This is a genomic window from Pseudomonas sp. FJ2-5-13, from assembly GCF_029201605.1.
Lineage (GTDB): Bacteria > Pseudomonadota > Gammaproteobacteria > Pseudomonadales > Pseudomonadaceae > Aquipseudomonas > Aquipseudomonas lactis.
On record NZ_CP104045.1, the window covers coordinates 1,322,695 to 1,343,721 of the forward strand.

The following is a 21,027-nucleotide window of genomic DNA, read 5'->3' on the forward strand; positions in this document are numbered from 1 at the left end:
AATCGCCCTGCGCGCGCGAGTTGCGTGTGCAGAATGCGCGTGGGATCCTTGGCCGCTTTTCAATCCCAGAGAGGGCGTTCCATGTCCAAGACTATCCGCATTGCAGCCGCGCTGTTGATCCGTGGCGACGGTCAAACCTTGCTGGTGCGCAAGCGCGATACCCTGGCTTTCATGCAACCGGGTGGCAAGATCGACGCCGGCGAGCAACCTGCCGAGGCGCTCGTCCGTGAGCTGCGCGAGGAGCTGAACCTGCGCATTGACCCGAGCGAAGCCGTCTATCTTGGCCAGTTCTCGGCGCCCGCGGCCAACGAGCCGGGCTTTACCGTACAGGCCGAGCTGTTCAAGGTGCAGATCGACGTTGCCGTCACCCCTGCTGCCGAGATTGAAGAGGTGCGCTGGATCGATCCCATGGCCGAAGGTGACTTGCATCTGGCGCCGTTGACGCACGATTTGATCCTGCCGTTCTATCGCGATGGGCTGGCTACCGCATGATGATTCGCCCGCTGGGCAACGACGATGCGCAGGCCTATCGCGCGCTGATGCTCGAGGCTTACGGCGCTTATCCCCAGGCGTTCACCTCCAGCGTGGCCGAGCGTGCTTCGATGCCCTTGAGTTGGTGGGAAAAACGCCTCGGCGGCCCCCTGGATCGGCTGTTTGGCGCCTTCCATGGCGATCAGTTGGCGGGTATTGTCGGTCTTGCATTCGAGCCACGGGAGAAGGCCCGGCACAAGGTGACCTTGTTCGGCATGTACGTGACCGAGGCTTATCAACAGCAGGGGCTTGGGCGGCAACTGGTGCAAGCCGCACTGGAAGAAGCCCGTCGCCACCCGCGCCTCAAACTGATCCAACTGACCGTCACCGCCGGCAATGACGCCGCCTTTGCGCTCTACCAGCGCTGCGGTTTCATCCAGTACGGTCTCGAGCCATTGGCGGTGCGGGTAGGTGTCGATTACTTCGACAAGATCCACATGTGGCGCGAAATCCGGGGGGAATGAAGCCCAAGGTGGGAGCTGGCTTGCCTGCGACAGCATCAACGCGGTGTGACAAGCGATCCGAGTTGCCTGCATCGCGGGCAAGCCCGACTCCCACACAAGCCCGATCTGCTGGCTCGATGACGTTCTCTCCAGCTCAGCGAACCGCGCTAACTCCATCCAAGGTCGAAAACGAGGTGTCCTTGGCCGTCAGCAAAAAGTCGCGCATATAAGGCGCATCGAGCATGTCAGCACGAATGCCCGCATACAAGGTGGCGAACAACCCCTTCTCACCCAAACGCTTGGCCTTCACATACCCGCGTGAGCTGTATTCATGCAGCGCCCAGTGGGGCATGCCGCACACCCCACGGCCGCTGGCCACCAGTTGCATCATCATCACCGTCAGCTCCGAAGTCCGCACCTGGGCCGGTTCAACGTCGGCCGGTTCCAGGAAGCGGGTGAAGATGTCCAGGCGGTCACGTTCCACCGGGTAGGTGATCAGGGTTTCGGTCAGCAGGTCTTCGGGCACGATGTAAGACTTGTTCGCCAGCGTGTGTTGGTTGGCCACCGCCAGCATGGCTTCGTAAGTGAACAGCGGCACGTAGGTGATGCCTGGCAGTTCCAGCGGGTCGGAAGTCACCACCAGGTCCAGGTCGCCACGGGCCAGGGCCGGCAGCGGCGCGAAGGCAAAGCCCGAGGCCAGGTCCAACTCGACTTCCGGCCAGGCATCGCGGAACTGGTCGATGGTCGGCATCAGCCACTGGAAGCAACTGTGGCATTCGATTGCCATGTGCAAGCGCCCGGCGGTGCCGCCGGCCAGCCGCGCAATATCGCGCTCGGCACCGCGCAGCAACGGCAGGGTGGCGTCGGCCAATTGCAGCAGGCGCAGGCCGGCGCTGGTGAAACGCACCGGTTTGGTCTTGCGCACGAACAACGGCATGCCCAGGCGCTCTTCCAGTTCTTTGAACTGGTGGGAGAGGGCGGACTGGGTCAAGTGCAGGCGCTCGGCGGCTTCCACCAGGCTGTCGGCTTCGCGCAAGGCGTGCAGGGTTTTCAAGTGACGGATTTCGAGCACAGGCGCTCCATGAAGAAAATTTGCGATGAGAACGGATTGCTTGATTTTGTCTCATGTTGTGGGGCGTGTCGACCATGACCACTGGGCACTCTTCATCAAACTGTCATCGAACTGTGGCAGCGCGCTTGAACAAACTTCATCAGACTCGCGCTCTACTGGGGTTCTGCGTTTTGGTGTTTTTCATGCGTGCGTTGTTTTTAGTGGCCGCTCTCCTGTTCGGCCTGCCGTCCTTTGCGGCTTCTCGATGTGATGTCAATGTCCCGACCCAAACGGTCGACCTGGCTCAGGTGAGCATCGCCTATCAAAGTATCGGCCGTGCGTCCGACCCTGCGTTGCTGCTGGTGATGGGCCTGGGCGGACAGTTGATTCACTGGCCGGATGAAGTGGTGGTTGCCCTGTGCGAGCAAGGTTTTCGGGTGATTCGCTACGACAATCGCGATGTCGGCCTGTCCACCTGGCGGCAGGCGCCGGCGAGCGCCAACCTGACCTTCGAAGTGCTGCGCTACAAGCTCGGCCTGCCGGTGGCCGCGCCCTATACCTTGACCGACATGGCCGACGACGCCCTGGGGTTGATGGATGCATTGCAGGTGCAGCAGTTTCACGTACTCGGCGCGAGCATGGGCGGCATGATCGCCCAACACCTGGCGGCCATGGCGCCACAGCGCGTGGAAAGCCTGACCCTGATCATGACCAGCTCCGGCGCCGAGGGCCTGCCCGCGCCGAACGCGGCGCTGGTGCAATTGCTGTCGCGGCGCAGCGCGCCCAACCGTGAGGTGGCGCTGGAGCAACAGGCGGATTTGCTCGCGGCGTTGGGCAGCCCGGATATCAAGGACGATCGCCAGGCGTTGCTGCACCAGGCGGCGCTGTCCTATGACCGCGCCTTCAACCCCGAAGGCGTGAAGCGCCAGATCATGGCGATCCTGGCCGAGCCAAGCCGTGTGCCCTTGCTCAACCAACTGCGCGTGCCTGCGCTGGTGGTGCATGGCACCGCCGACCCGTTGTTGCCGGTGATGCACGGCGTGCACCTGGCCGCGCATATCCAGGGCAGCCAGTTGAAATTGATTCCCGGCCTGGCCCACCGTTTTCAGGAAGCGTTCAAGGCGCCCTTGCTGGCGGCGGTATTGCCTTACCTGCAAGCCCATCGCCAGGATGCCGCGCACTGGGCGCAGATCGATTTGAGCGAGCCTTCGAAGGTGCTGTGAAGGTGGTGTATCGTGCAACCTTTATGCGCATGACTGCCCGCGAGGTTGCCCACCATGAGTACTCCCTTGAAAATCGATTTCGTCAGCGACGTGTCCTGCCCCTGGTGCATCATCGGCCTGCGCGGCTTGACCGAAGCCCTCGACCAGCTCGGCAGCGAGGTGCAGGCCGAGATTCATTTTCAACCGTTCGAACTGAACCCGAACATGCCCGCCGAAGGTCAGAACATCGTCGAGCACATTACCGAAAAGTACGGCTCCACCGCTGAAGAGTCCCAGGCCAACCGTGCGCGTATTCGTGACATGGGCGCCGCGTTGGGCTTTGCGTTCCGTACCGATGGCCAGAGCCGCATCTACAACACCTTCGACGCGCACCGCCTGTTGCATTGGGCCGGGTTGGAAGGTTTGCAGTACAACCTCAAGGAAGCGCTGTTCAAGGCGTACTTCAGCGATGGCCAGGACCCTTCCGACCACGCGACCCTGGCGATCATCGCCGAAAGCGTCGGGCTGGACATTGCGCGCGCCGCCCAGATTCTTGCCGGCGATGAATACGCCGCCGAGGTCCGCGAGCAGGAGCAGCTGTGGGTTTCCCGTGGGGTGAGTTCGGTGCCGACCATTGTCTTCAATGACCAATATGCGGTGAGCGGTGGGCAGCCGGCTGAAGCCTTCGTCGGCGCGATTCGCCAGATCATCAACGAATCGAAATCCTGAGGCCGAGCACGGAGCAAAATGTGGGAGCTGGCTGTCAGTTGCAAATGAGGTGGCTGACACACCGCCATCGCAGCATAGGTATCTACACAGCTTTGGTGTGACGCTGGGCCTGTGGCGAGGGAGCTTGCTCCCGTGACGGCCTGACGGCCGGCGCTTCTCTACCTGACACCCCACAATCCAACTGTGGGAGCTGGCTTGCCTGCGAAGACGGCCTACCAGCCAACGCCTATCTACCTGACACCCCGCGATTCAAATGTGGGAGCTGGCTTGCCTGCGAAGGCGGCCTACCAGCCAACGCCTATCTACCTGACACCCCGCGATCAAACTGTGGGAGCGGGCTTGCTCGCGAAGGCGGTCTGACAGGCGACACAATTGGATTGTGTACATATCCATTGCTGCGGTAACGGCCACCTAGGGTTCCGCTCTGACAGCGGGTCACTTTTGGAAGGACCCAAAAGTAACCAAAAGGTCCTTGCCCCACCACTCGGCACCTCGCTTAGGCTCGGTGTGCCCGAACACAGGCTTGAATCCGTGGGCCGCCGCCACGCGCCATCCATGGCGCGGGGCGGCTAACCCTGCGTCCTGCCGGGTTACCCACGAATTCAAGCCTGCGTTCGGCCAGCGTGGTTTAACGGGGCGCCTGAGATCAAGATCAAAAGCAGATCAAAAGCAGATCAAGAGCGGCTCGCTTCGCATCGTGGTTAGCGTCTGCTGTTACAACCGGCGTTTTTCAAGGTAGTTGTCGCGTCCACCGTCGCGCTACGCGATTTTTATTACCACGGTCAGTTCCCTTTCAGGGTTCAGATACACCGTCCCGATAGGGTTCCAGTTGCGTGTCTCTCCTGACCATCGTTCCGGTCTTTTCTCTCTGGCCTGCCGGTATATCGCATCTCGACGAGCCAAGATTTCTCGGTCTTTTCCTTCATGACGTTGAGCCGGTGTTACGAAGCGGATCCGGCTATGACGGTGCACGGTGTTGTACCAGGTCATAAAATTCCTCACCCAGATACGCGCATCATCCAGGCTGGTAAACCCCGCCTGTGGCCACTGCGGGCAGTATTTCAGTGTCCTGAACAGTGATTCCGAGTACGGGTTGTCGTTGCTAACCCGTGGTCGACCGCGAGACGGCGTGATGCCCAGGTCATACATCTTGGTCAGTAACGTCACCGATTTCATCGGTGCACCGTTGTCCGAGTGAAGCACCAGCGGCTGGCGCCAACACTTCTCCTGAGTCACGCTTCGTTGCAGCAACGCTGCCGCCTTTTCCCCGCTCTCGGCTTCATAAACTTCCCAGCCCACGGCTTTTCGGCTGTAGATGTCTTCGATCAGATAGAGGTAGTAAAATTTCCCGCGAACCGGGGACGGCAAGTAGGTGATGTCCCATGACCACACCTGATTAGCTGAAGTCGCTGCGTAAGTGGTCGGTGCCTCATGGCGATGCGGTCGCTTGGCTCTGGATCGGTGATGCTGCTGACCTGCCGCATGCAGCACACGATAAAAAGTCGCCTCCGAGGCTACATATCTTCCTTCATCGGCCAATTGCGGCACGATCTGGCTTGGCGGGAGGTGCGCATAGGCTTTGCTGTTGCACAGCGTCACGATGCCTTGCCGTTCAAGCTCACTGAGCGCGTTGTTCGGTATCGGCCTAAGCGTCGTCGTGCGTCCATCTGCCAAGAGTTCTTGCGGCAAGCTCCAGCGTTGCAGTGTCCTCAGTGAAATGCCTACCTCCTGACAAGCAGGCGCCCTGCGGGCGCCCGCCAGAATGGCTTCATTAAGCCAATCAACGAGTAAATACCGTTCTGGCAACAAGGTCAGGTGGCCTCGTCGTCGCTCCCCCAGTAGGCATTGAGCTTTTTTCGTAGTACCAGTAAGGCCGCTGTTTCAGCCAGGGCTGCATCTTTGCGGCGCAACTCACGTTCAAGTTCACGGATACGATTTTTATCATCCCGTGACTGTCCGGAGCTTGCAGTTTTCGCGGTTGACTGTTTCGTGCTGCCGGCGATAAAAGCGTTGCGCCAATCGGTTATTTGCTCGGGAAAAATACCTTTTCGTCGGCAGTACTCACCGATTTCCAGCTCCGATAGCGAACCTGTTTCTATGATGATCGCCAGCTTGGATTCGGCTGACCAATTTTCGGCCGGTTGCTTGGCATCGGACAATTGCGTTCCTCTGGCGGCAGCTTGTTTGCGCCAATAATGGAGAGACATATCGCTGCAACCTTCGCGCCGAGCGACCTCCGCCGCCGAGAGGCTCAGGGGCGAAAGCATCATTTTCAGCAGCGCAGCTTTACGTTCTTCTGAATAGAAAGGCATGACCATACTCTTGCCGCCCCCGGAATGCTTTTCAAAAAGCGGGGGACACGACAACTACCCTGACACCGGGGGCAACGCGCAAAGTTGTGTAGATACTCATGGCCATCGCAGGCAAGCCAGCTCACACATTTGATCTGTGTGGGCATTAAGAGAAGTGCTGGCCCATCCCTTGCATTACCCCCCTAAAGCTCAACCGGCCTGCGGTTGGGCGCTGCCATTAGGGGTGTAACTTACCTTGAATATTCTTGACCTTGACCACAGCCTCACCGGCCAGGCACCGATTGCCCGGCGGTTGGCCAGCGGTCGGGCCACGCGCCTGGACCTGCTGGACCTGGGCCCGAAATTGCGTTTGTGGTCCACCGAAAAAACCTGGAAGCGTTTCGTCGAGCGCCTGGCCCAACGGCCACGGCCCCGTGACGCGCGCCCGGAAATCCTGTTTGTCGGCTCCGGCGATTATCACCACCTCACGCCGGCCTTTTTGGCCGACCTCAAAGAGCCTGTCAGCCTGATCCACTTCGACAACCACCCCGACTGGGTGCGCTTTGCGCCCAAGCGGCACTGCGGTTCGTGGGTCAACCGGGCGCTGAAGATGCCGGCGATCCAACGCATCGTCACCCTCGGCCCGTGCAGCGATGACCTGCATAACCCGCAACTGCGCGGCGGCAACCTTGGCGCCCTCAAGCGTGGGCGTTTGCAGCTGTTTCCCTGGCAGCATCCGCCATCCAAGGTCTGGGGCCGGGTGGGTGACGGCGCCGGCCACCAGCAACAGGAAAACCACCTGCACTGGCGCAACCTGGCGGACCTGGATTGGGCAGCCTTCCTCGACCAGATGATTGCCAGTCTGCCCACCGAGGCGATCTGGATCACCATCGACAAAGATGTGCTCGCCAGTGAAGACGCCGCCACCAACTGGGACCAGGGTGGCATGCGCCTGACCCATTTACTCCAGGCCCTGCGGGCATTGGCGGCGGGTAAGCGCATCATCGGCATCGACGTTTGCGGTGAGTTCGCTACGCCGGCATTCAGCAACGCGTTCAAGCGCTGGGAAGCCAAGTCCGACCAGCCGCCACCGGAGCGCTGGAGCCCGCAAGACTTGCAGCGTAACGCCGCAACCAATGAAGCCTTGATCGACCTGTTTGAGGAGCTGTTCCCGTGACCCTGACCGTGGTGTTGTTACTGGCGTTTTCCATCGTCCTCGATGTGATTGGCCAGCTGTGTTTCAAACTGGGCGTGGACCGTTTGCCGCAACTCGATGGCGGTTTTCGCCTGCGTGCGTTCTGGGGCCAGGTGTTCAATGCGCCGCTGCTGTGGGCCGGCGTCGGCGCCTATGTCATTGAGTTTTTTGTCTGGCTCGAAGCGCTGTCCCGCGCGCCCTTGAGTCTGCTGTTTCCGCTAGCGGCGTTGGCCTATTGCCTGGTGGTGCTGGCGGGCCGGGTGGTGCTCAAGGAAACCGTCAGCCGACGCCGTTGGCTGGGCACGTTGGTGATCACTTTGGGTGTGATGTTGGTAGCAATCGCGGGGAACCAGGCATGACAACGCAAACAATCAATACCGGCTGGCTGCATGGGCGGCTTGGCACCCTGGTGCTGTGGGCACTGCTGATCGCCACCGAAAGCGCCGGGCAGTTGTTCACCAAGGTTGCCGGCGATCAATTGGGGCCGATGGACTTCAGTTGGCAATGGCTTGCCGACGTGGCGCGCAACCCGGGGATTCTGGCGGCGATTGCCAGCTATCTCGGGGCGTTTTTTGTGTGGATGCTGATTTTGCGGCGTAGCAGTTTGTCCCTGGCGTTTCCGCTGAGTTCGCTGGTGTTTGTGGCCGTATTGCTGGGTTCTTGGCTGGGGCTGGGCGAGCACATCAGCGTGCTGCATTGGGTGGGCGTGGTGGTGATTATCGGTGGTATCGCGCTGTTGGCTGAAGGCGAAGAACACTGAAAATAGTGCTATGAAACACAGGCCCAATGTGGGAGCGGGCTTGCTCGCGAATGCGGTGGATCAGTGAAGTATCGGGTGACTGACACACTGCTTTCGCGAGCAAGCCCGCTCCCACATTTTGCTCCCGGTTTTGCTCACGGGTGTTTCAGTCGAAGGTGTAACTGATCGCCGTTTGCACCTGGCCCTGATTCACCTGGCCAGCCTCCTTGACGATGCTGCTCTTGGCCGCCGACCCCACCAGGTGTACCCAGCTGGCGCTGGTCAGCAGTGACCAATGGGGCGCCAGGGGGAAGGAAAAACCTTGACTCAGCGTCACGTTCTGAAAGCCGCCACTCGCGTTATAAGGCCGCAGGCCTGAAGCGACGGCTTCGTTGTTGTCCACGCCGAAGAAGGTATTGGTCTGGCGCGCATCGGCAAAATGCGCAACCAGGCCACTGCTGCCGATAATCCCGCCACCCAAGGGGTAACCCAGTTCGCCGCCGATTTTACCCAGTGCGCCGCTCTGGGAATGCCCGCCGCCCACGGCCTGGCCCAATTGCGCGTAGACCCGCCAGAAATTGGCCGGGGCGTATTGGACGAAACCGCCCACTTCCGCCATGTCCGACACGTTGCGCAGGCCTTGCAACTCGCCGTTGGAGGTGCGCCCCGAAAGGTAGTTGATATAGGGGCCAGCGGTAAGGCCGTGGGTATCCAGGGCGCTCCAGGTCAGGCCGTCATCGGTGCTCAGACTGACGTTGCCCCAATCCAGGTCCAGGTACGGCACAGGCCGGGTTTCGTAGCGGCTGCCAGTGGGGTCGTGGGGCTGATAGCTGAGGCCCGCGCCCACATCGCCCGTGATGCCCTCTGCCCATGCGGCCCCGCAAAGGCCCCACCCTCCAAGTAAACCGGTGAATACAGCAGCAGCGAGCTTGGACATGGGGACGTTTCCTGAAGGTGGGCAGGCGCGCATGAACGCGCAAACCGACGCGCCTGCGCAAGCACTCATGTTGTTTGTAGCAAGCTACAAAAATTGTAGCTCCTGCGACATATATCGCTGCGCATTTCGCCCAAACCCCCAGCCCTGCGGGCTTTTGGCCAGTTGGCACAGTCCCTGCTCTATCCCTTGGCAAGCGCAGACAGCGCGCTCCTCCAAGGCCCTTTACCTAAAGGAAAGGCAGATGATCAACTGGCATATCGTGTGTGACTTCGACGGGACCATTACCCCCACCGATGTCATCGACAACGTCCTCCAACGCTTCGCCGGCCCCGAGTGGGAAACCATTGAGCAGGAATGGCTGGATGGGCATATCGGTTCACGCGAATGCCTGAGCCGCCAACTGGCGCTGATCAAGGCCACCCCGGCTGAACTGCTGGCGTACTTCGACAGCGTCGAGATCGACCCGGACTTCCCGGACTTTGTCGATCACGTCATGGGCCTGGGTGCCTCCATCGAAGTGGTCAGCGACGGCATCGAGCAGGGCATTGCCCGCATCCTTTCGCGCAACTACGTGACCTTGTTGCCGATCCTCGCCAACCGCCTGCGCCAGGTCGACCAGGACAGCTGGCGCATCGACTTCCCGTATGCCAGCGATGCCTGCCGCGCCGCTTCGGGCAACTGCAAGTGCAAATCCACGCCGCGCAACAAGCGCGTGCTGGTGATCGGCGACGGCAAGTCCGACATGTGCGTGGCCTCCACCGCCGACTTCGTGTTTGCCAAGGGCAGCCTCGCCGACTACTGCGTCGCTCACCAGATCCCTCACGCGCGCTTCGACACCTTTGCGCAAGTGCCGGCGTTGCTGGCCAAGCTGCCACAAGGCCTCGCTGCCAACGCCACCACCTTCAACACCTCTTCTGACCATCAGGAACTCTTCCATCATGTCTGATATCCGTATCGCTACCGCCGAAGACCAGGTGCTTCTGGATAAAGAAGCCAAGTACTGCTCCTACGGCGACACCGTTCACTACATCGAGCCACCGCGTATCTTCAGCCGCTGCGAAGGCTCGTATGTATGGGACACCGAAGACCAGGCCTACCTCGACCTGCAAATGTGGTACTCGGCCGTCAACTTCGGCTATGCCAACCCGCGCCTGAACAACGCGCTGAAAAAGCAGATCGATACGCTGCCGCAAATCGCCAGCCAGTACCTGCACAAAGGCAAGATCGAGCTGTCGGAAATGATCGCGGTCGATGCCAAGAACAAGTTCGGCCTCGATGGTCGCGTGCACTTTAACGTCGGCGGCTCGCAGTCCATCGAGGACTCCCTGAAAGTGGTGCGCAACGCCAGCAACGGCAAAAGCCTGATGTTCGCCTTCGAAGGCGGCTACCACGGCCGCACCCTCGGCGCCTCGTCGATCACCTCCAGCTTCCGCTATCGTCGTCGCTACGGCCACTTTGGCGAACGCGCCAATTTCATCCCATTCCCTTACCACTTCCGTGGCCCGAAGGGCATGACCAAGGAGGAGTACGGCAGCCATTGCGTGCAGCAGTTCGCCCGCTTGTTCGAGACCGAATACAACGGTGTCTGGGACCCTAAAACCAACCAGTGCGAATACGCAGCTTTCTATGTCGAGCCGATCCAGGGCACCGGCGGCTATGTAATCCCGCCGATGAACTTCTACCGCGAACTCAAGCACGTCCTGGACCAGCACGGCATCCTGATGGTGTCCGACGAAATCCAGATGGGCTTCTACCGCACCGGCAAGCTCTGGTCGATCGAGCACTTCGACGTACAACCGGACGTGATCGTGTTCGGCAAGGCGTTGACCAATGGTCTTAACCCATTGGGCGGTATCTGGGCCCGTGAAGAGTTGATCAACCCGAAGGTGTTCCCGCCAGGTTCGACTCACTCCACCTTCGCCTCCAACCCGTTGGGTACCGCGGTGGGCCTGGAAATGTTCAAGATGACCAGCGAAGTCGACTACGGTGCCATGGTCATGGCCAAGGGCAAATACTTCCTGGAAGGCCTGCAAGACTTGCAAAAACGCTTCCCGATCATCGGCGATGTGGACGGCCTGGGCCTGGCACTGCGCTGCGAGATCTGCGGCCCGGATGGCTTCACCCCGGACAAGGCGACCCTGGACTACATGGTCGAAGAAGGCATGAAAGGCGACATGGTGGTAGACGGCCAGAAACTCGGGTTGATCCTCGACGTGGGCGGTTACTACAAGAACGTGATCACCCTGGCGCCGTCCCTGGAAATCAGCTACCCGGAAATCGACCTGGGCCTCAAGTTGCTGGAGCAACTGCTGGTGCGAGCGACCACGCGGTGAATGCTCAAGGGATCGACCTCGGTGAAGGCACTGCCGGCTTCGTTCTCGGTGATGGTCCGGTCGGGATCCTGTTGATCCACGGCCTGACCGGCACACCGACCGAATTGCGCCAGGTCGCCAAGGGCCTGGCCAAGGCGGGCAACTGCACGGTGTATGTGCCCACGTTGGCCGGGCACTGCGGTGACAACAGCGACTTGCAAGCTACGGGGTGGCAGGACTGGTACGAAGGCGTGCGCAAGACCTTCGTACAGGTCAAGCAGCGCCACGCCCAGGTGTTTGTCGGTGGCTTGTCCATGGGCGCGGTGATGTCGATGTATGTGGCGTCCGAACACCCAGGGCAAGTTGCCGGGTTGCTGATGTATTCCACCACCTTGAAGTACGACGGTTGGAGTATCAACAAACTGGCGTTTCTCACGCCCTTGCTGATGAAGATTCCGTTCGGCGTGCACATTTGCAGCTTCGAAGAGAAGCCGCCCTACGGCATCAAGAACGAGCGCCTGCGGGCCATCGTCGAGCGGCAGATGAAGGAAGGCGAAAGCAGCGAGGCGGGGTTGCTGACCATGGAAGGCATCACCGTGCGCGAGCTGCACCGCATGAACGCCGTGGTCAAGAAACGCATGCCGCAGATCAAGGTGCCGGCGCTGGTGCTGCATTCCATCGAGGACGACATCACCAGCCGCTGGAATGCCGATTACGTAGAGCGCCACCTCGGCGGGCCGGTGACCAAGATCCTGCTGGACAACTGCTACCACATGATCACCGTGGATTTGCAGTACCGGCGGGTGATCGAGTTGAGTGCCAGGTTTGTCGAGCAGCACGCAGTCTTCAAGCCAACGCAGGTCAATGTGGGAGCGGGCTTGCCCGCGATGGCATCACTGCGGTCTGCCTGACGCACCGAGGCGCCTGCATCGCAGGCAAGCCAGCTCCCACATTGGATCGGCGTTCGCCATAGAAATAAGGGCAATCTGTGATAACCACCCAAGCCTACCCGACCATCCGGGCTATCCAGCGCGATGCCTGGAACGATTGTTTTCCCGGTGCCCTGGAGGATTGGGACTATTACCTGGCCGTGGAAAACGCCGCGATCGATGACTTTCAGTGGCGTTACCTGGCGGTCTTTGAGGACCAAACGCTGGTGGCCGTGGCGGCCGCGTTCGTCACCCATTATCGCCTCGACACCACCGTGTCGGGGGCTGGCAAGCGCTTGACCGAGCGCCTGGAGCGGCTGTGGCCGGGGGCTCTGCAATTGGCGTTGTACGCCATCGGTTCGCCGGTGGCTGAACGCTGTGATGCTGGGGTCGCCAGCCATGTGCCCGAATCCCGGCGCGCGTTGCTGTTGCAGCAGTTACTGGCGGCTGCGCGCAGCGATGCCGATGCGCTCGGTATCGGCTTGCTGGCGGTCAAGGATGCGCCCACCAACGACCCGCATTGGGCCCAGAGCTGCCTTGCCGCCGGTTTTCAAAGCATGCCCAGCTTGCCCACGGGGGTGTTGCCGCTGCCTTATGGCTCGGTGGATGCCTACCTCGGCTCGCTGGGCAAATCCACGCGCAAGGACCTGCGTCGCAAACTGCGCGCACCGGGCCCGCGGGTCGAGTGGCGGCGTAATATCGACGACGTGCTGCCCGAGGTCATGCGCCTGTATGAAGCCACGCTTGCGCGCGCAGACTTGCAGTTCGAGCGCCTGCCCGCCGGCTACTTCACGGGCGTGCTCGAACACCTGCACGAGCGGGCGGTCTGTGTTCTGTACTGGGTGGACGAGCGCCTGGTGGCGTTCAACCTTATCCTGCTGGACGAGCATCGGCTGGTGGACAAGTTCTTTGGCCATGACCTGGAGTTCAGCCGTGAATACAACCTGTACTTCCGCAGTTGGCTGACCAATGTCGACTACTGTATTGAACACCGTATTGCGCTGTACGAGTGCGGCCAGGCCGGGTATGCCAGTAAACTGCGCCTGGGGTGCGAGTTCGAGGGCAACAGCCTGTTCTTCCGCCACCGCAACCGGCTGGTCAACGGCCTGCTCAAGCTTGTAAAACTGTTTATTCGACCGGATCGTTCCGACCCTGCCATGGCTGCTGCGATAAGCGAAACCTGATGATTACCAAGACCCGCCAGAAAGCCCGCCCCTTTGCCATTTCGCGTTGGAGCGTCCAGCGCAAGCTGGTGCTGGCGTTCTGGCTGGTCAGCGTGATTCCCACCATGATCGCGGCTGAACTGGCCGCCACCACGCTGTCGCAGATTTTCGACAGCAACGTGCGGATCTGGCTGCAAGAGTCGACCAAGATCGTCAAGGACGAAATCGGCGACATCCTTCACGACAACGCGCGCATGGCCAAGCTGTTCCTGCGCTACACCAGCCCGCCGTCGTCCAAAAATGCCGAGAAGCATGACCGGCTCACCGCCGACATTGCCGATGCCACCGATATCGACGTGGTGGCGCTGATTCGCACCAGCGACCGTAAAGTGATGTTCAGCACGGCCGCCGATGACATCGTCAGGCAGATCAACCTCACCAGCAACGCGGTGCTGCAGACCGTGCAAGTCGCCGGCGTGAGCACGGGCCTGGTGGTGTCCACCTTCGAAACCAGCCGTGACGGCGTGGATTACCTGTTGCTGGTCGCCACTTACCTGGACAGCAGTTTCCTCACCAGCGTGGCCGATGTGCATTCCCTCGACCTGCGTTTGTACCTGGCCAACCCTGCCGGTTTTTCCGAAATATTTTCTACCCAGCGGTTCGCCAATCACCCCTCGCGCATTCCCAAGAATGTCGAAGCCTACCTGCGCAGCACCAAGCAGCCCAGCGAGCAGTTCACTAACCAGTACAGCGGGTTGTATTGGCCGATTTTCAATGACGCCGGCGAGTTGCAAGGCGTGATCTTCAGCGGCCTGCTACGCCATACCAGCCTGGTGGGGCTGGTGAACCAGAGCAACCTGTTCGTGCTGATCTTCCTCGTCAGCTCGGCGCTGTCACTGGCGGCCGGGTTGTTGGTGTCGCGGCGTCTGACCAAGCCCCTGCGCGATTTGTCCCAGGGCGTGGATGCGGTGATCTCGGGCAGTTACGCGCACCGCGTAGTGGTCAGTGGCGGTGACGAACTGGCGCAATTGAGCAGCACCTTCAACCACATGACCGAGCGCCTGGGCGAGTTGCATCACCTGGAAGCCCAACTGCGTCGGCGTGACCGCTTGCACGCCCTGGGGGAAGTCGCCATGGGCCTGGCCCACGAAATTCGCAACCCGCTGGGCATCATCAAGACCGCCACCCAACTGTTGCATCGGCGCGCTGACCTGGCGGAAACCGACAAGCGCCATCTGGAATATGTCATCAGCGAGGTCAGCCGCATCAACGAGCTGATTACTGAGTTCCTCGATTTCGCCAAGCCCAACCCGCCGATACGCGTGCAGCAACCGGCACGCGCCCTGGTGGAAGAAATCCTCGGTTTCTGCGGCCCGGAGCTGAGCAGCCATCGCATTGACGCGCAGATTGACGACCAGGCGCCTGGCGCGACGATCTACGCCGATGCCAAGCAGCTCAAGCAGGCGTGTCTCAACCTGATTCTCAACGCCATCGACGCGATGCCCGACGGCGGGCGCCTGACCCTGGGCATTCGCAGCGTGGGCGACAACACCGTGATCAGCATCGCCGATACCGGCGAGGGCATCCCGGCGGACATGGTGGAGCGTATCTTCACGCCATTCGTCACCACCAAGGCCTCGGGCACGGGCCTGGGCCTGGCCAAAGTCTATTCGATCATGGAAAGTCACGACGGCAGCATCGAATGCGCCAGCGAGAAAGATGCCGGCGCGACCTTCAGCCTGTACATTCCGGCTGACGGTGAAGACGACGGTGAAGATGAGGACGGGCATGACGCATAACGTATTGGTGGTCGACGACGAGCCCAAGCTCTGTGATCTGCTGACCCAGGCCTTGAGCCAGAACGGCATCCAGGTGTTCAGCGCGGGCAATGGCCTGCACGCGCTCAAGGTGCTAGGGGAGGAGGACATCGACCTGGTCATCAGCGACTGGCGCATGCCGGGCATGGACGGGCCGGCGTTGCTGGCCGAGATCAAGGTGCGTTATCCGACCTTGCCGGTGATCGTGATGACGGCCTACAGCACGGTAAAAAATGCCGTGCAGTCGATGCGTAACGGTGCCTATGACTACATTGCCAAGCCGTTCGATATCGACGAGCTGGACATTACCGTGGCCAAGGCCCTGCAATTTCGCGACATCATGCGCGACAACGCGCGCATGCGCGCCGAGCTGGACGAACATGCACAGTTCGACAGCCTGGTGGGCGACAGCCCGGCGTTTCGCCAGGTGCTCCAGGCGGTGGACTCAGTACGCGACAGCAACGCCACTATCCTGCTGACCGGCGAAAGCGGCACTGGCAAGGAGATGGTCGCCCGCGCCATCCACAAGCATGGCAGCCGTGCCGACCAACCCTTCGTGGCGGTCAATTGCGCCGCCATTCCTGAAGGCTTGTTGGAAAGCGAAATGTTCGGCCATCGCAAAGGCGCGTTCACCGGCGCCGTGGCTGACCGGGTAGGGCGCTTCATGCAGGCCGACAAGGGCACGCTGTTTCTGGATGAGGTGGGTGATATGCCCTTGGCGTTGCAGGCCAAGATTCTGCGCGCCTTGCAGGAGCGGGTTATCGAGCCGGTAGGCGACCCCCGCGAGCGCAAGGTAGATGTACGGGTGATTGCCGCCACCAACAAGAACCTGCTGGATGCGGTGGCGGCCAAGGAGTTTCGCGAAGACCTGTATTACCGCCTCAATGTCTTCCCGATTCCGTTGCCGTCCTTGCGCGAACGCGTGGAAGACATCGCGCCCCTGGCGCGCCACTTCGCCCACACCCTGAGCGCGACCACCGGCAAACGCATCACCGGTTTCAGCCCTGAGGCGTTGCAGGCCATGGCGGCGTATCACTGGCCGGGCAACATCCGCGAGCTGCAAAACTGCGTGGAGCGCGCAACCATCGTGGCGGCTTCATCGGTGATCGAGGATATTGATTTGCCGGGGTATCTGTTTGCTTCCAAACCGAGCGAGGGCGATGTGACCGCGATCCTCAGCGACGGGCCGGGCGTGCCGCGGGATCTGGATGCGGCGCTGGCTGAGGTGGAGAAAGCCTACATTCTGGCGGCGCTGCAGGAGAGCAATGGGGTGCAGGCCGCGGCGGCGCAGCGGATCGGGATTTCCGAGCGCAGCTTTTGGTATCGCCTGAAGAAGCTGGGGATTCAGGTAGACAAGATCGTGCGCTGATCTGAGTGTGGGAGCTGGCTTGCCTGCGAAGGCGGCCTGCCAGTCAACACAGTTGGACAGGGTACATATCCGTTATTTAGGTAACGGCCACCTAGGGTTCCGCTCTGACAGCGGCTCACTTTTGAAAAGCGCAAAAGTAAGCAAAACGCTCTTGCCCCACCACTCGGCACCTCGCCTAGGCTCGGTGTGCCCGTAATCCGCCAGTGATTTGGGGGGCCGCCGCCACGCGCCATCCATGGCGCGGGGCGGCTAAACCGGCATCCCTGCCGGTTTACCCCCCAAATCCCTGTCGAATTCCGGCCAGCGTGGTTTAACGGGGCGCCTGAGATCAAAAGCAGATCAAGATCAAGAGCGGCTCGCTTCGCATCGTGGTTACCGTCTGCTGCTACAGCCCAAAAGTTGTGTAGATACCTACGGCTATCGCAGGCAAGCCAGTTCCCACATTGGTCGTGTACTACCCACAAAATCTGCGCCTGGCACAGATCCCCTGTGGGAGCGGGCTTGCTCGCGAAGGCGGCGCGTCAGTCACTAAATCTTTAACTGAACCACCGCTTTCGCAGGCAAGCCAGCTCCCACCTGTTTAACCGCGTTGTGTCAGGTGTGCAGGCGTACCCATACGCTGACCAACACCGTCGCGGCCATCAACCAGGCCACGGCGGCGACTGCCAGCGATGCCTCCAACCGCAGCCGATCCACCATCACATACAACGTCGCCAAATACACAAAATACGGAATGATCGACCACATCCCGAACAGGATCGTGGTCTTCAAGTCCGCAACCGTTCGGCCTTTGCCGATGATGTAATGGGCGATCAGCGCAAAAGTGGGGAACAGCGGCACCAAGCCTGCGATGTAATAGTTTTTGGTCTTGGCCAGCGCCGCCAGAATCAGCACCACTGCGGCGCCAAGCGCGGCCTTCAAGAACAGATCCATCAGTGACTCAACCCGTATTTCTTGACCTTGTCGAACAGGGTGGTCTTGGCCATCCCCAGTTCCTGGCTGGCCTGGGTCAGGTTGCCGCCGCTGCGTTGCAGGGCATCGTTGAGCAGGTTGCGCTCAAAGGCTTCCACCGCCTCGGTAAAGGCAACCCCTTGGCTGCCACTGCCGGCGCCGCTTTTCTTGAAGGCGGGCAGGCCGAGGGCGAAGCGTTCGGCGACGTTGCGCAGCTCACGCACGTTGCCTGGCCAGTCGTGGCTCATCAGGTTGGACAGGGTCTGGTTGTCCAGCTCCGGCACGGCGCGGTCGAAGCGTAGCGACGATTGCTGCAGGAAATGTTCGAACAGTTGCAAGATGTCTTCACGCCGCTCGCGCAGGGGCGGCAGTTCCAGTGTCACCACGTTGAGGCGGTAGTACAGGTCGCTGCGGAACTGGCTGGCGCGGCTCAATTCGTCGAGGTCGGACTTGGTGGCAGCGATTACTCGGCAATCCACCGCCACGCTCTGGTTCGAACCCAAGCGTTCCAACGTGCGTTCTTGTAGCACTCGCAGCAATTTGATCTGCAGGTTGATCGGCATGCTCTCTACTTCATCGAGGAACAGCGTGCCTTGATGGGCATGCTCGATCTTGCCGATGCGACGTTTGCCGGCGCCGGTGAAGGCGTTGGCCTCGTGGCCAAAAATCTCGCTTTCAAACAGGTTTTCCGGCAGGCCACCGCAGTTGAGGGCAACGAACTGGTGGGTATGGCGCCGGCTGAAATCATGCAGGCAGCGCGCGACCAGTTCCTTGCCGGTGCCGGTCTCGCCTTCGATCAGCACGTTGGCCGAGGTGTCGGCGACATTGGCAATCAGTTCGCGCAGGTTTTGCATCGCTGGCGAGCGGCCGATGATGCGGCCTTCCAGCGAGTCGCGCTCGGCCAGTTGCCGGCGTAGCGACCAGACTTCCCGCGCCAGCCCGCGTTGTTCCAGGGCGCGGCGTGCCACGTCAACCAGGCGTTCGGGCGAGAAGGGTTTTTCCATGAAGTCGTAGGCGCCGTTACGCATGGCGCCCACCGCCATGGAGATATCGCCGTGGCCTGTGATCAGCACCACCGGCAGGCTTTTATCCAAGGCCTTGAGGCGGGTCAGCAGTTCCAGGCCATCGATGCCCGGCAAGCGAATGTCGCTGATGACGATGCCGGCGAAGTTTTCGCCGATGCGCTTGAGCGCTTCTTCGGCGCTGCCCACGCCGACGCTGGTAATGTCTTCGAGCGCCAGTGCTTGCTGGCAACCGAGCAGTACATGGGGGTCGTCTTCGACGATCAGGACGGTGAGGTCTTGGGCTTGTGTATTCATGTCGACTCAGCTCGTTGAGCGCCCACCAATGGCAGGTTCAGGACAAAGGCGGTACCACCATTGGCCGGATGTTCCACGGCCAGGCTGCCGCCGGTGGCGGCAGCGAGGCTTGCGGAAAGGGTCAGGCCCAGGCCCAGGCCTTGTTCGCCGGGCTTGGTGGTAAAAAAGGGTTCGAACAAATGCTTGCGCGCCTCGGGGTCGATGCCGTGGCCATTATCACGCACCAACAGGCGGTATTTGCCGTCGCCGCTCTGGCCTTCCAGCCACAGCTGCGGTGCCGCTTGGGCCTGCATCGCATCGAGGGCGTTGCCGATCAGGTTGACCAGGATCTGCTCCAGGCGGGTCTGGTCGATCTGCAGTTGGGCATTGGCAAAGTCACGGTGCACGGTCAACGGCAGGCTGTCCAGGCGCGCGCCGAGCACCTGGAACGCGGCGTCCACGGCCTTGCCGAGGCTGGCTTCGCCCTGGTCGTCACCGCGCCGGGCAAAGGAGCGCAGGCTGGCGGTAATGCGGCCCATGCGGTCGATCAGTTCGTTGATGGTCTTGAGGTTGGTGCTGGCGGTGTCCAGGGCGCCGCGCTCAAGGAAGCGGACGGTGTTGCCCGACAGCGTGCGCAACGCTGCCAGCGGCTGGTTCAGTTCGTGGGCGATGCTGGTGGACATCTGGCCAATGGCCGCGAGCTTGCCAGCCTGCACCAGTTCGTCCTGGGCGTGGCGCAGGGTTTCTTCGGCCTGGCGTCGTTCGCGAATCTGGCCCTTGAGCCGTTCGTTGCTGGCGCGCAGGTCGGCGGTGCGTTCGGCAATCCGACGCTCAAGCAGGCTGTTGGCTTCCTGCAAGGCTTCCCGTGCGGCGAGGCGGGTGGCGATGACCTTGCGCCGTTCGTTCCAGGCGATCAGCAGGAAGGCGACCAGGCCAAAGGCGACGGCCACCAGGATGCCTTGGTTGATCGCGGCGCGGCGCAGGTCGTTGAGCGGGGTGAGCAGGGTAAAGTTCCACGGCGTGTCGTTGAGCGGGCGGGTCTGCGCCAGGTAGCTGACGGCGTGCTGGTCGTTGACCACTTCGGTGTTGGCTGGGAAGGTCAGTTTCTCGGTGCCTTCGTTCAGGCGCTCACGGGCCAGGGGTTGCAGTTCATTGAGCGTCGCCCAGTAATATTGCAGGCTGTGGGCCAGGCGGTCCTTGGTGTCATCGCTCAGCGGGCGTACGGCCTTGAGGCGACGCGCCGGGTCGCTGGAAAGAATAATGATGCCGTTCTCATCGCTCACGAAAGCTTCAAGGCGCGCACGTTGCCAGCGCTCTTCAAGGGCTTCGAGGCGCACCTTGACCACGGCGACGCCGATGATCTTGCCGTGCTCTTCCAGGCCATGGGCCAGGTAATAGCCGGGTTCGCCGTTGGTGCTGCCGATGCCGTAGAAACGGCCAGGCTGGCCGCGTACGGCATTCTGGAAATAGGCGCGAAAGGACAGATCTTCACCTTGGTAACTGTCGGCATCGCGCCAGTTACTGGTGGCCAGCACGCGGCCGGTGGTGTCCATCACATAGATGGCGCGGCTGCGACTGCGGCGGTTCAGGCCTTCGAGGTAGTCGTTGACCGTCTTGCGGGTTTCCTGGTTCGGGTCGGCGAGCAGTTGGGAAACACTGGACTCCAGTTCCAGCAGGCTGGGCAGGTAGGTGTACTTGCTCAGTTCGCTTTCGACGGTACGGGCGTGCAACTCCAACTGGCGTTCGCCATTGTCGCTGAGGGTGCGGATGCCGTAGTAGTCACTGACCCAGAAGCCGATATAACCCAGGCCGACCATCAGGGCGATGATCAACGGCGGCAGGAACAGTTGGCGTATCAGACGAGGCTTCACGGCAAGTGATGGCGGCGCGGCGCGATATTGATTGGGGTCGCATTTCATCACAGATGCCTTGGGTCAACCAGAGCGTGCAACCTGCGCGGTTCAGTGTGGGAGCGGGCTTGCTCGCGAATGCAGTCTGCCAGTTGATGCATCAGTGACTGACATGCCGCATTCGCGAGCAAGCCCGCTCCCACATTGGTCCAGTTTTTAC

19 protein-coding genes are annotated in these 21,027 nt (G+C 61.1%); 13 read left to right on the forward strand and 6 right to left on the reverse strand.

Translation table 11 applies throughout. The annotated features are described in order from the left end of the window. Nucleotides 1-81: 81 nt before the first annotated feature. Entirely contained in the window at nucleotides 82-492 is a 411-nt protein-coding gene (locus N2A98_RS05825; protein ID WP_044274720.1) for an NUDIX domain-containing protein, read from the forward strand. Further along, complete coding sequence (locus tag N2A98_RS05830; protein WP_275623143.1) at nucleotides 489-995, forward strand: GNAT family N-acetyltransferase; 507 nt, start codon at nucleotides 489-491, stop codon at nucleotides 993-995. The genes N2A98_RS05825 and N2A98_RS05830 overlap by 4 nt, the downstream gene beginning before the upstream one ends. A gap of 133 nt (nucleotides 996-1,128) precedes the next feature. Here the strand turns inward: N2A98_RS05830 and metR are convergent, their stop codons facing one another. After that, a complete protein-coding gene (gene metR / locus N2A98_RS05835) occupies nucleotides 1,129-2,046 on the reverse strand; it encodes a transcriptional regulator MetR (RefSeq protein ID WP_125969597.1) in 918 nt (305 codons plus the stop codon). Nucleotides 2,047-2,228: 182 nt separating this feature from the next. Here metR and N2A98_RS05840 point away from each other — a divergent pair, with 182 nt between their 5' ends. Further along, the gene (locus N2A98_RS05840; protein WP_034126527.1) at nucleotides 2,229-3,248 is read left to right on the forward strand and encodes an alpha/beta hydrolase; all 1,020 of its coding nucleotides are present in this window, start codon (nucleotides 2,229-2,231) and stop codon (nucleotides 3,246-3,248) included. Nucleotides 3,249-3,302: 54 nt separating this feature from the next. Then, nucleotides 3,303-3,956: a DsbA family oxidoreductase gene (locus N2A98_RS05845; RefSeq protein ID WP_125969598.1), complete on the forward strand. Its 654-nt coding sequence runs from the start codon at nucleotides 3,303-3,305 to the stop codon at nucleotides 3,954-3,956. A gap of 759 nt (nucleotides 3,957-4,715) precedes the next feature. Here N2A98_RS05845 and N2A98_RS05850 read toward each other — a convergent pair. Further along, nucleotides 4,716-6,268, reverse strand: a protein-coding gene (locus tag N2A98_RS05850; protein WP_275623144.1) for an IS3 family transposase whose coding sequence is annotated in 2 segments (ribosomal slippage) — nucleotides 4,716-5,806 and nucleotides 5,806-6,268 — 1,554 coding nt in all. Because the reading frame shifts where the segments join, the coding sequence is not laid out codon by codon here. Nucleotides 6,269-6,503: 235 nt separating this feature from the next. On the opposite strand from N2A98_RS05850, the gene N2A98_RS05855 reads away from it, so the two are divergent. The 3 genes from N2A98_RS05855 to N2A98_RS05865 are packed head-to-tail and all read left to right on the forward strand — an operon-like array spanning nucleotide 6,504 to nucleotide 8,202. Beyond that, on the forward strand, nucleotides 6,504-7,424 hold the full coding sequence (locus tag N2A98_RS05855) for an arginase (protein WP_032893339.1): 921 nt from the start codon (nucleotides 6,504-6,506) through the stop codon (nucleotides 7,422-7,424). Further along, the gene (locus N2A98_RS05860; protein WP_003188930.1) at nucleotides 7,421-7,801 is read left to right on the forward strand and encodes an EamA family transporter; all 381 of its coding nucleotides are present in this window, start codon (nucleotides 7,421-7,423) and stop codon (nucleotides 7,799-7,801) included. Before N2A98_RS05855 ends, N2A98_RS05860 begins: the two co-directional genes overlap by 4 nt. Further along, nucleotides 7,798-8,202, forward strand: a complete 405-nt coding sequence (locus N2A98_RS05865) for an EamA family transporter (protein ID WP_014717122.1) — start codon at nucleotides 7,798-7,800, stop codon at nucleotides 8,200-8,202. The genes N2A98_RS05860 and N2A98_RS05865 overlap by 4 nt, the downstream gene beginning before the upstream one ends. Nucleotides 8,203-8,347: 145 nt before the next feature. On the opposite strand, the gene N2A98_RS05870 is transcribed toward N2A98_RS05865, so the two are convergent. Next, a complete protein-coding gene (locus N2A98_RS05870) occupies nucleotides 8,348-9,118 on the reverse strand; it encodes a MipA/OmpV family protein (RefSeq protein ID WP_275623145.1) in 771 nt (256 codons plus the stop codon). Nucleotides 9,119-9,359: 241 nt separating this feature from the next. Between N2A98_RS05870 and N2A98_RS05875 the strand changes: the two genes are divergently transcribed. The 6 genes from N2A98_RS05875 (at nucleotide 9,360) to N2A98_RS05900 (ending at nucleotide 16,708) form a co-directional block, all read left to right on the forward strand. Next, complete coding sequence (locus N2A98_RS05875) at nucleotides 9,360-10,064, forward strand: MtnX-like HAD-IB family phosphatase (RefSeq protein WP_044272140.1); 705 nt, start codon at nucleotides 9,360-9,362, stop codon at nucleotides 10,062-10,064. Further along, on the forward strand, nucleotides 10,057-11,451 hold the full coding sequence (locus N2A98_RS05880) for an aminotransferase class III-fold pyridoxal phosphate-dependent enzyme (protein ID WP_032893337.1): 1,395 nt from the start codon (nucleotides 10,057-10,059) through the stop codon (nucleotides 11,449-11,451). Before N2A98_RS05875 ends, N2A98_RS05880 begins: the two co-directional genes overlap by 8 nt. Continuing rightward, a complete protein-coding gene (locus N2A98_RS05885) occupies nucleotides 11,448-12,341 on the forward strand; it encodes an alpha/beta fold hydrolase (protein WP_069558419.1) in 894 nt (297 codons plus the stop codon). Before N2A98_RS05880 ends, N2A98_RS05885 begins: the two co-directional genes overlap by 4 nt. Nucleotides 12,342-12,418: 77 nt before the next feature. Continuing rightward, nucleotides 12,419-13,543, forward strand: coding sequence for a GNAT family N-acetyltransferase (locus N2A98_RS05890; protein WP_032893335.1), 1,125 nt, complete (start codon nucleotides 12,419-12,421; stop codon nucleotides 13,541-13,543). Then, nucleotides 13,543-15,321, forward strand: coding sequence for a HAMP domain-containing sensor histidine kinase (locus N2A98_RS05895; protein ID WP_032893334.1), 1,779 nt, complete (start codon nucleotides 13,543-13,545; stop codon nucleotides 15,319-15,321). The genes N2A98_RS05890 and N2A98_RS05895 overlap by 1 nt, the downstream gene beginning before the upstream one ends. Then, nucleotides 15,311-16,708 carry a sigma-54 dependent transcriptional regulator gene (locus N2A98_RS05900; RefSeq protein ID WP_014717128.1) on the forward strand — a complete coding sequence of 466 codons (1,398 nt, stop codon included), beginning with the start codon at nucleotides 15,311-15,313 and terminating at the stop codon, nucleotides 16,706-16,708. The genes N2A98_RS05895 and N2A98_RS05900 overlap by 11 nt, the downstream gene beginning before the upstream one ends. A gap of 594 nt (nucleotides 16,709-17,302) precedes the next feature. Here N2A98_RS05900 and N2A98_RS05905 read toward each other — a convergent pair. The 3 genes from N2A98_RS05905 to N2A98_RS05915 are packed head-to-tail and all read right to left on the reverse strand — an operon-like array spanning nucleotide 17,303 to nucleotide 20,876. Further along, nucleotides 17,303-17,641 (reverse strand): GlpM family protein, encoded by a 339-nt coding sequence (locus tag N2A98_RS05905; protein ID WP_275623146.1) that lies wholly within the window; start codon nucleotides 17,639-17,641, stop codon nucleotides 17,303-17,305. Continuing rightward, the gene (locus N2A98_RS05910) at nucleotides 17,641-18,921 is read right to left on the reverse strand and encodes a sigma-54 dependent transcriptional regulator (protein ID WP_234454856.1); all 1,281 of its coding nucleotides are present in this window, start codon (nucleotides 18,919-18,921) and stop codon (nucleotides 17,641-17,643) included. Before N2A98_RS05910 ends, N2A98_RS05905 begins: the two co-directional genes overlap by 1 nt. Before the next feature lie 53 nt (nucleotides 18,922-18,974). After that, nucleotides 18,975-20,876, reverse strand: coding sequence for an ATP-binding protein (locus N2A98_RS05915; protein ID WP_044270506.1), 1,902 nt, complete (start codon nucleotides 20,874-20,876; stop codon nucleotides 18,975-18,977). Nucleotides 20,877-21,027: the final 151 nt, after the last annotated feature.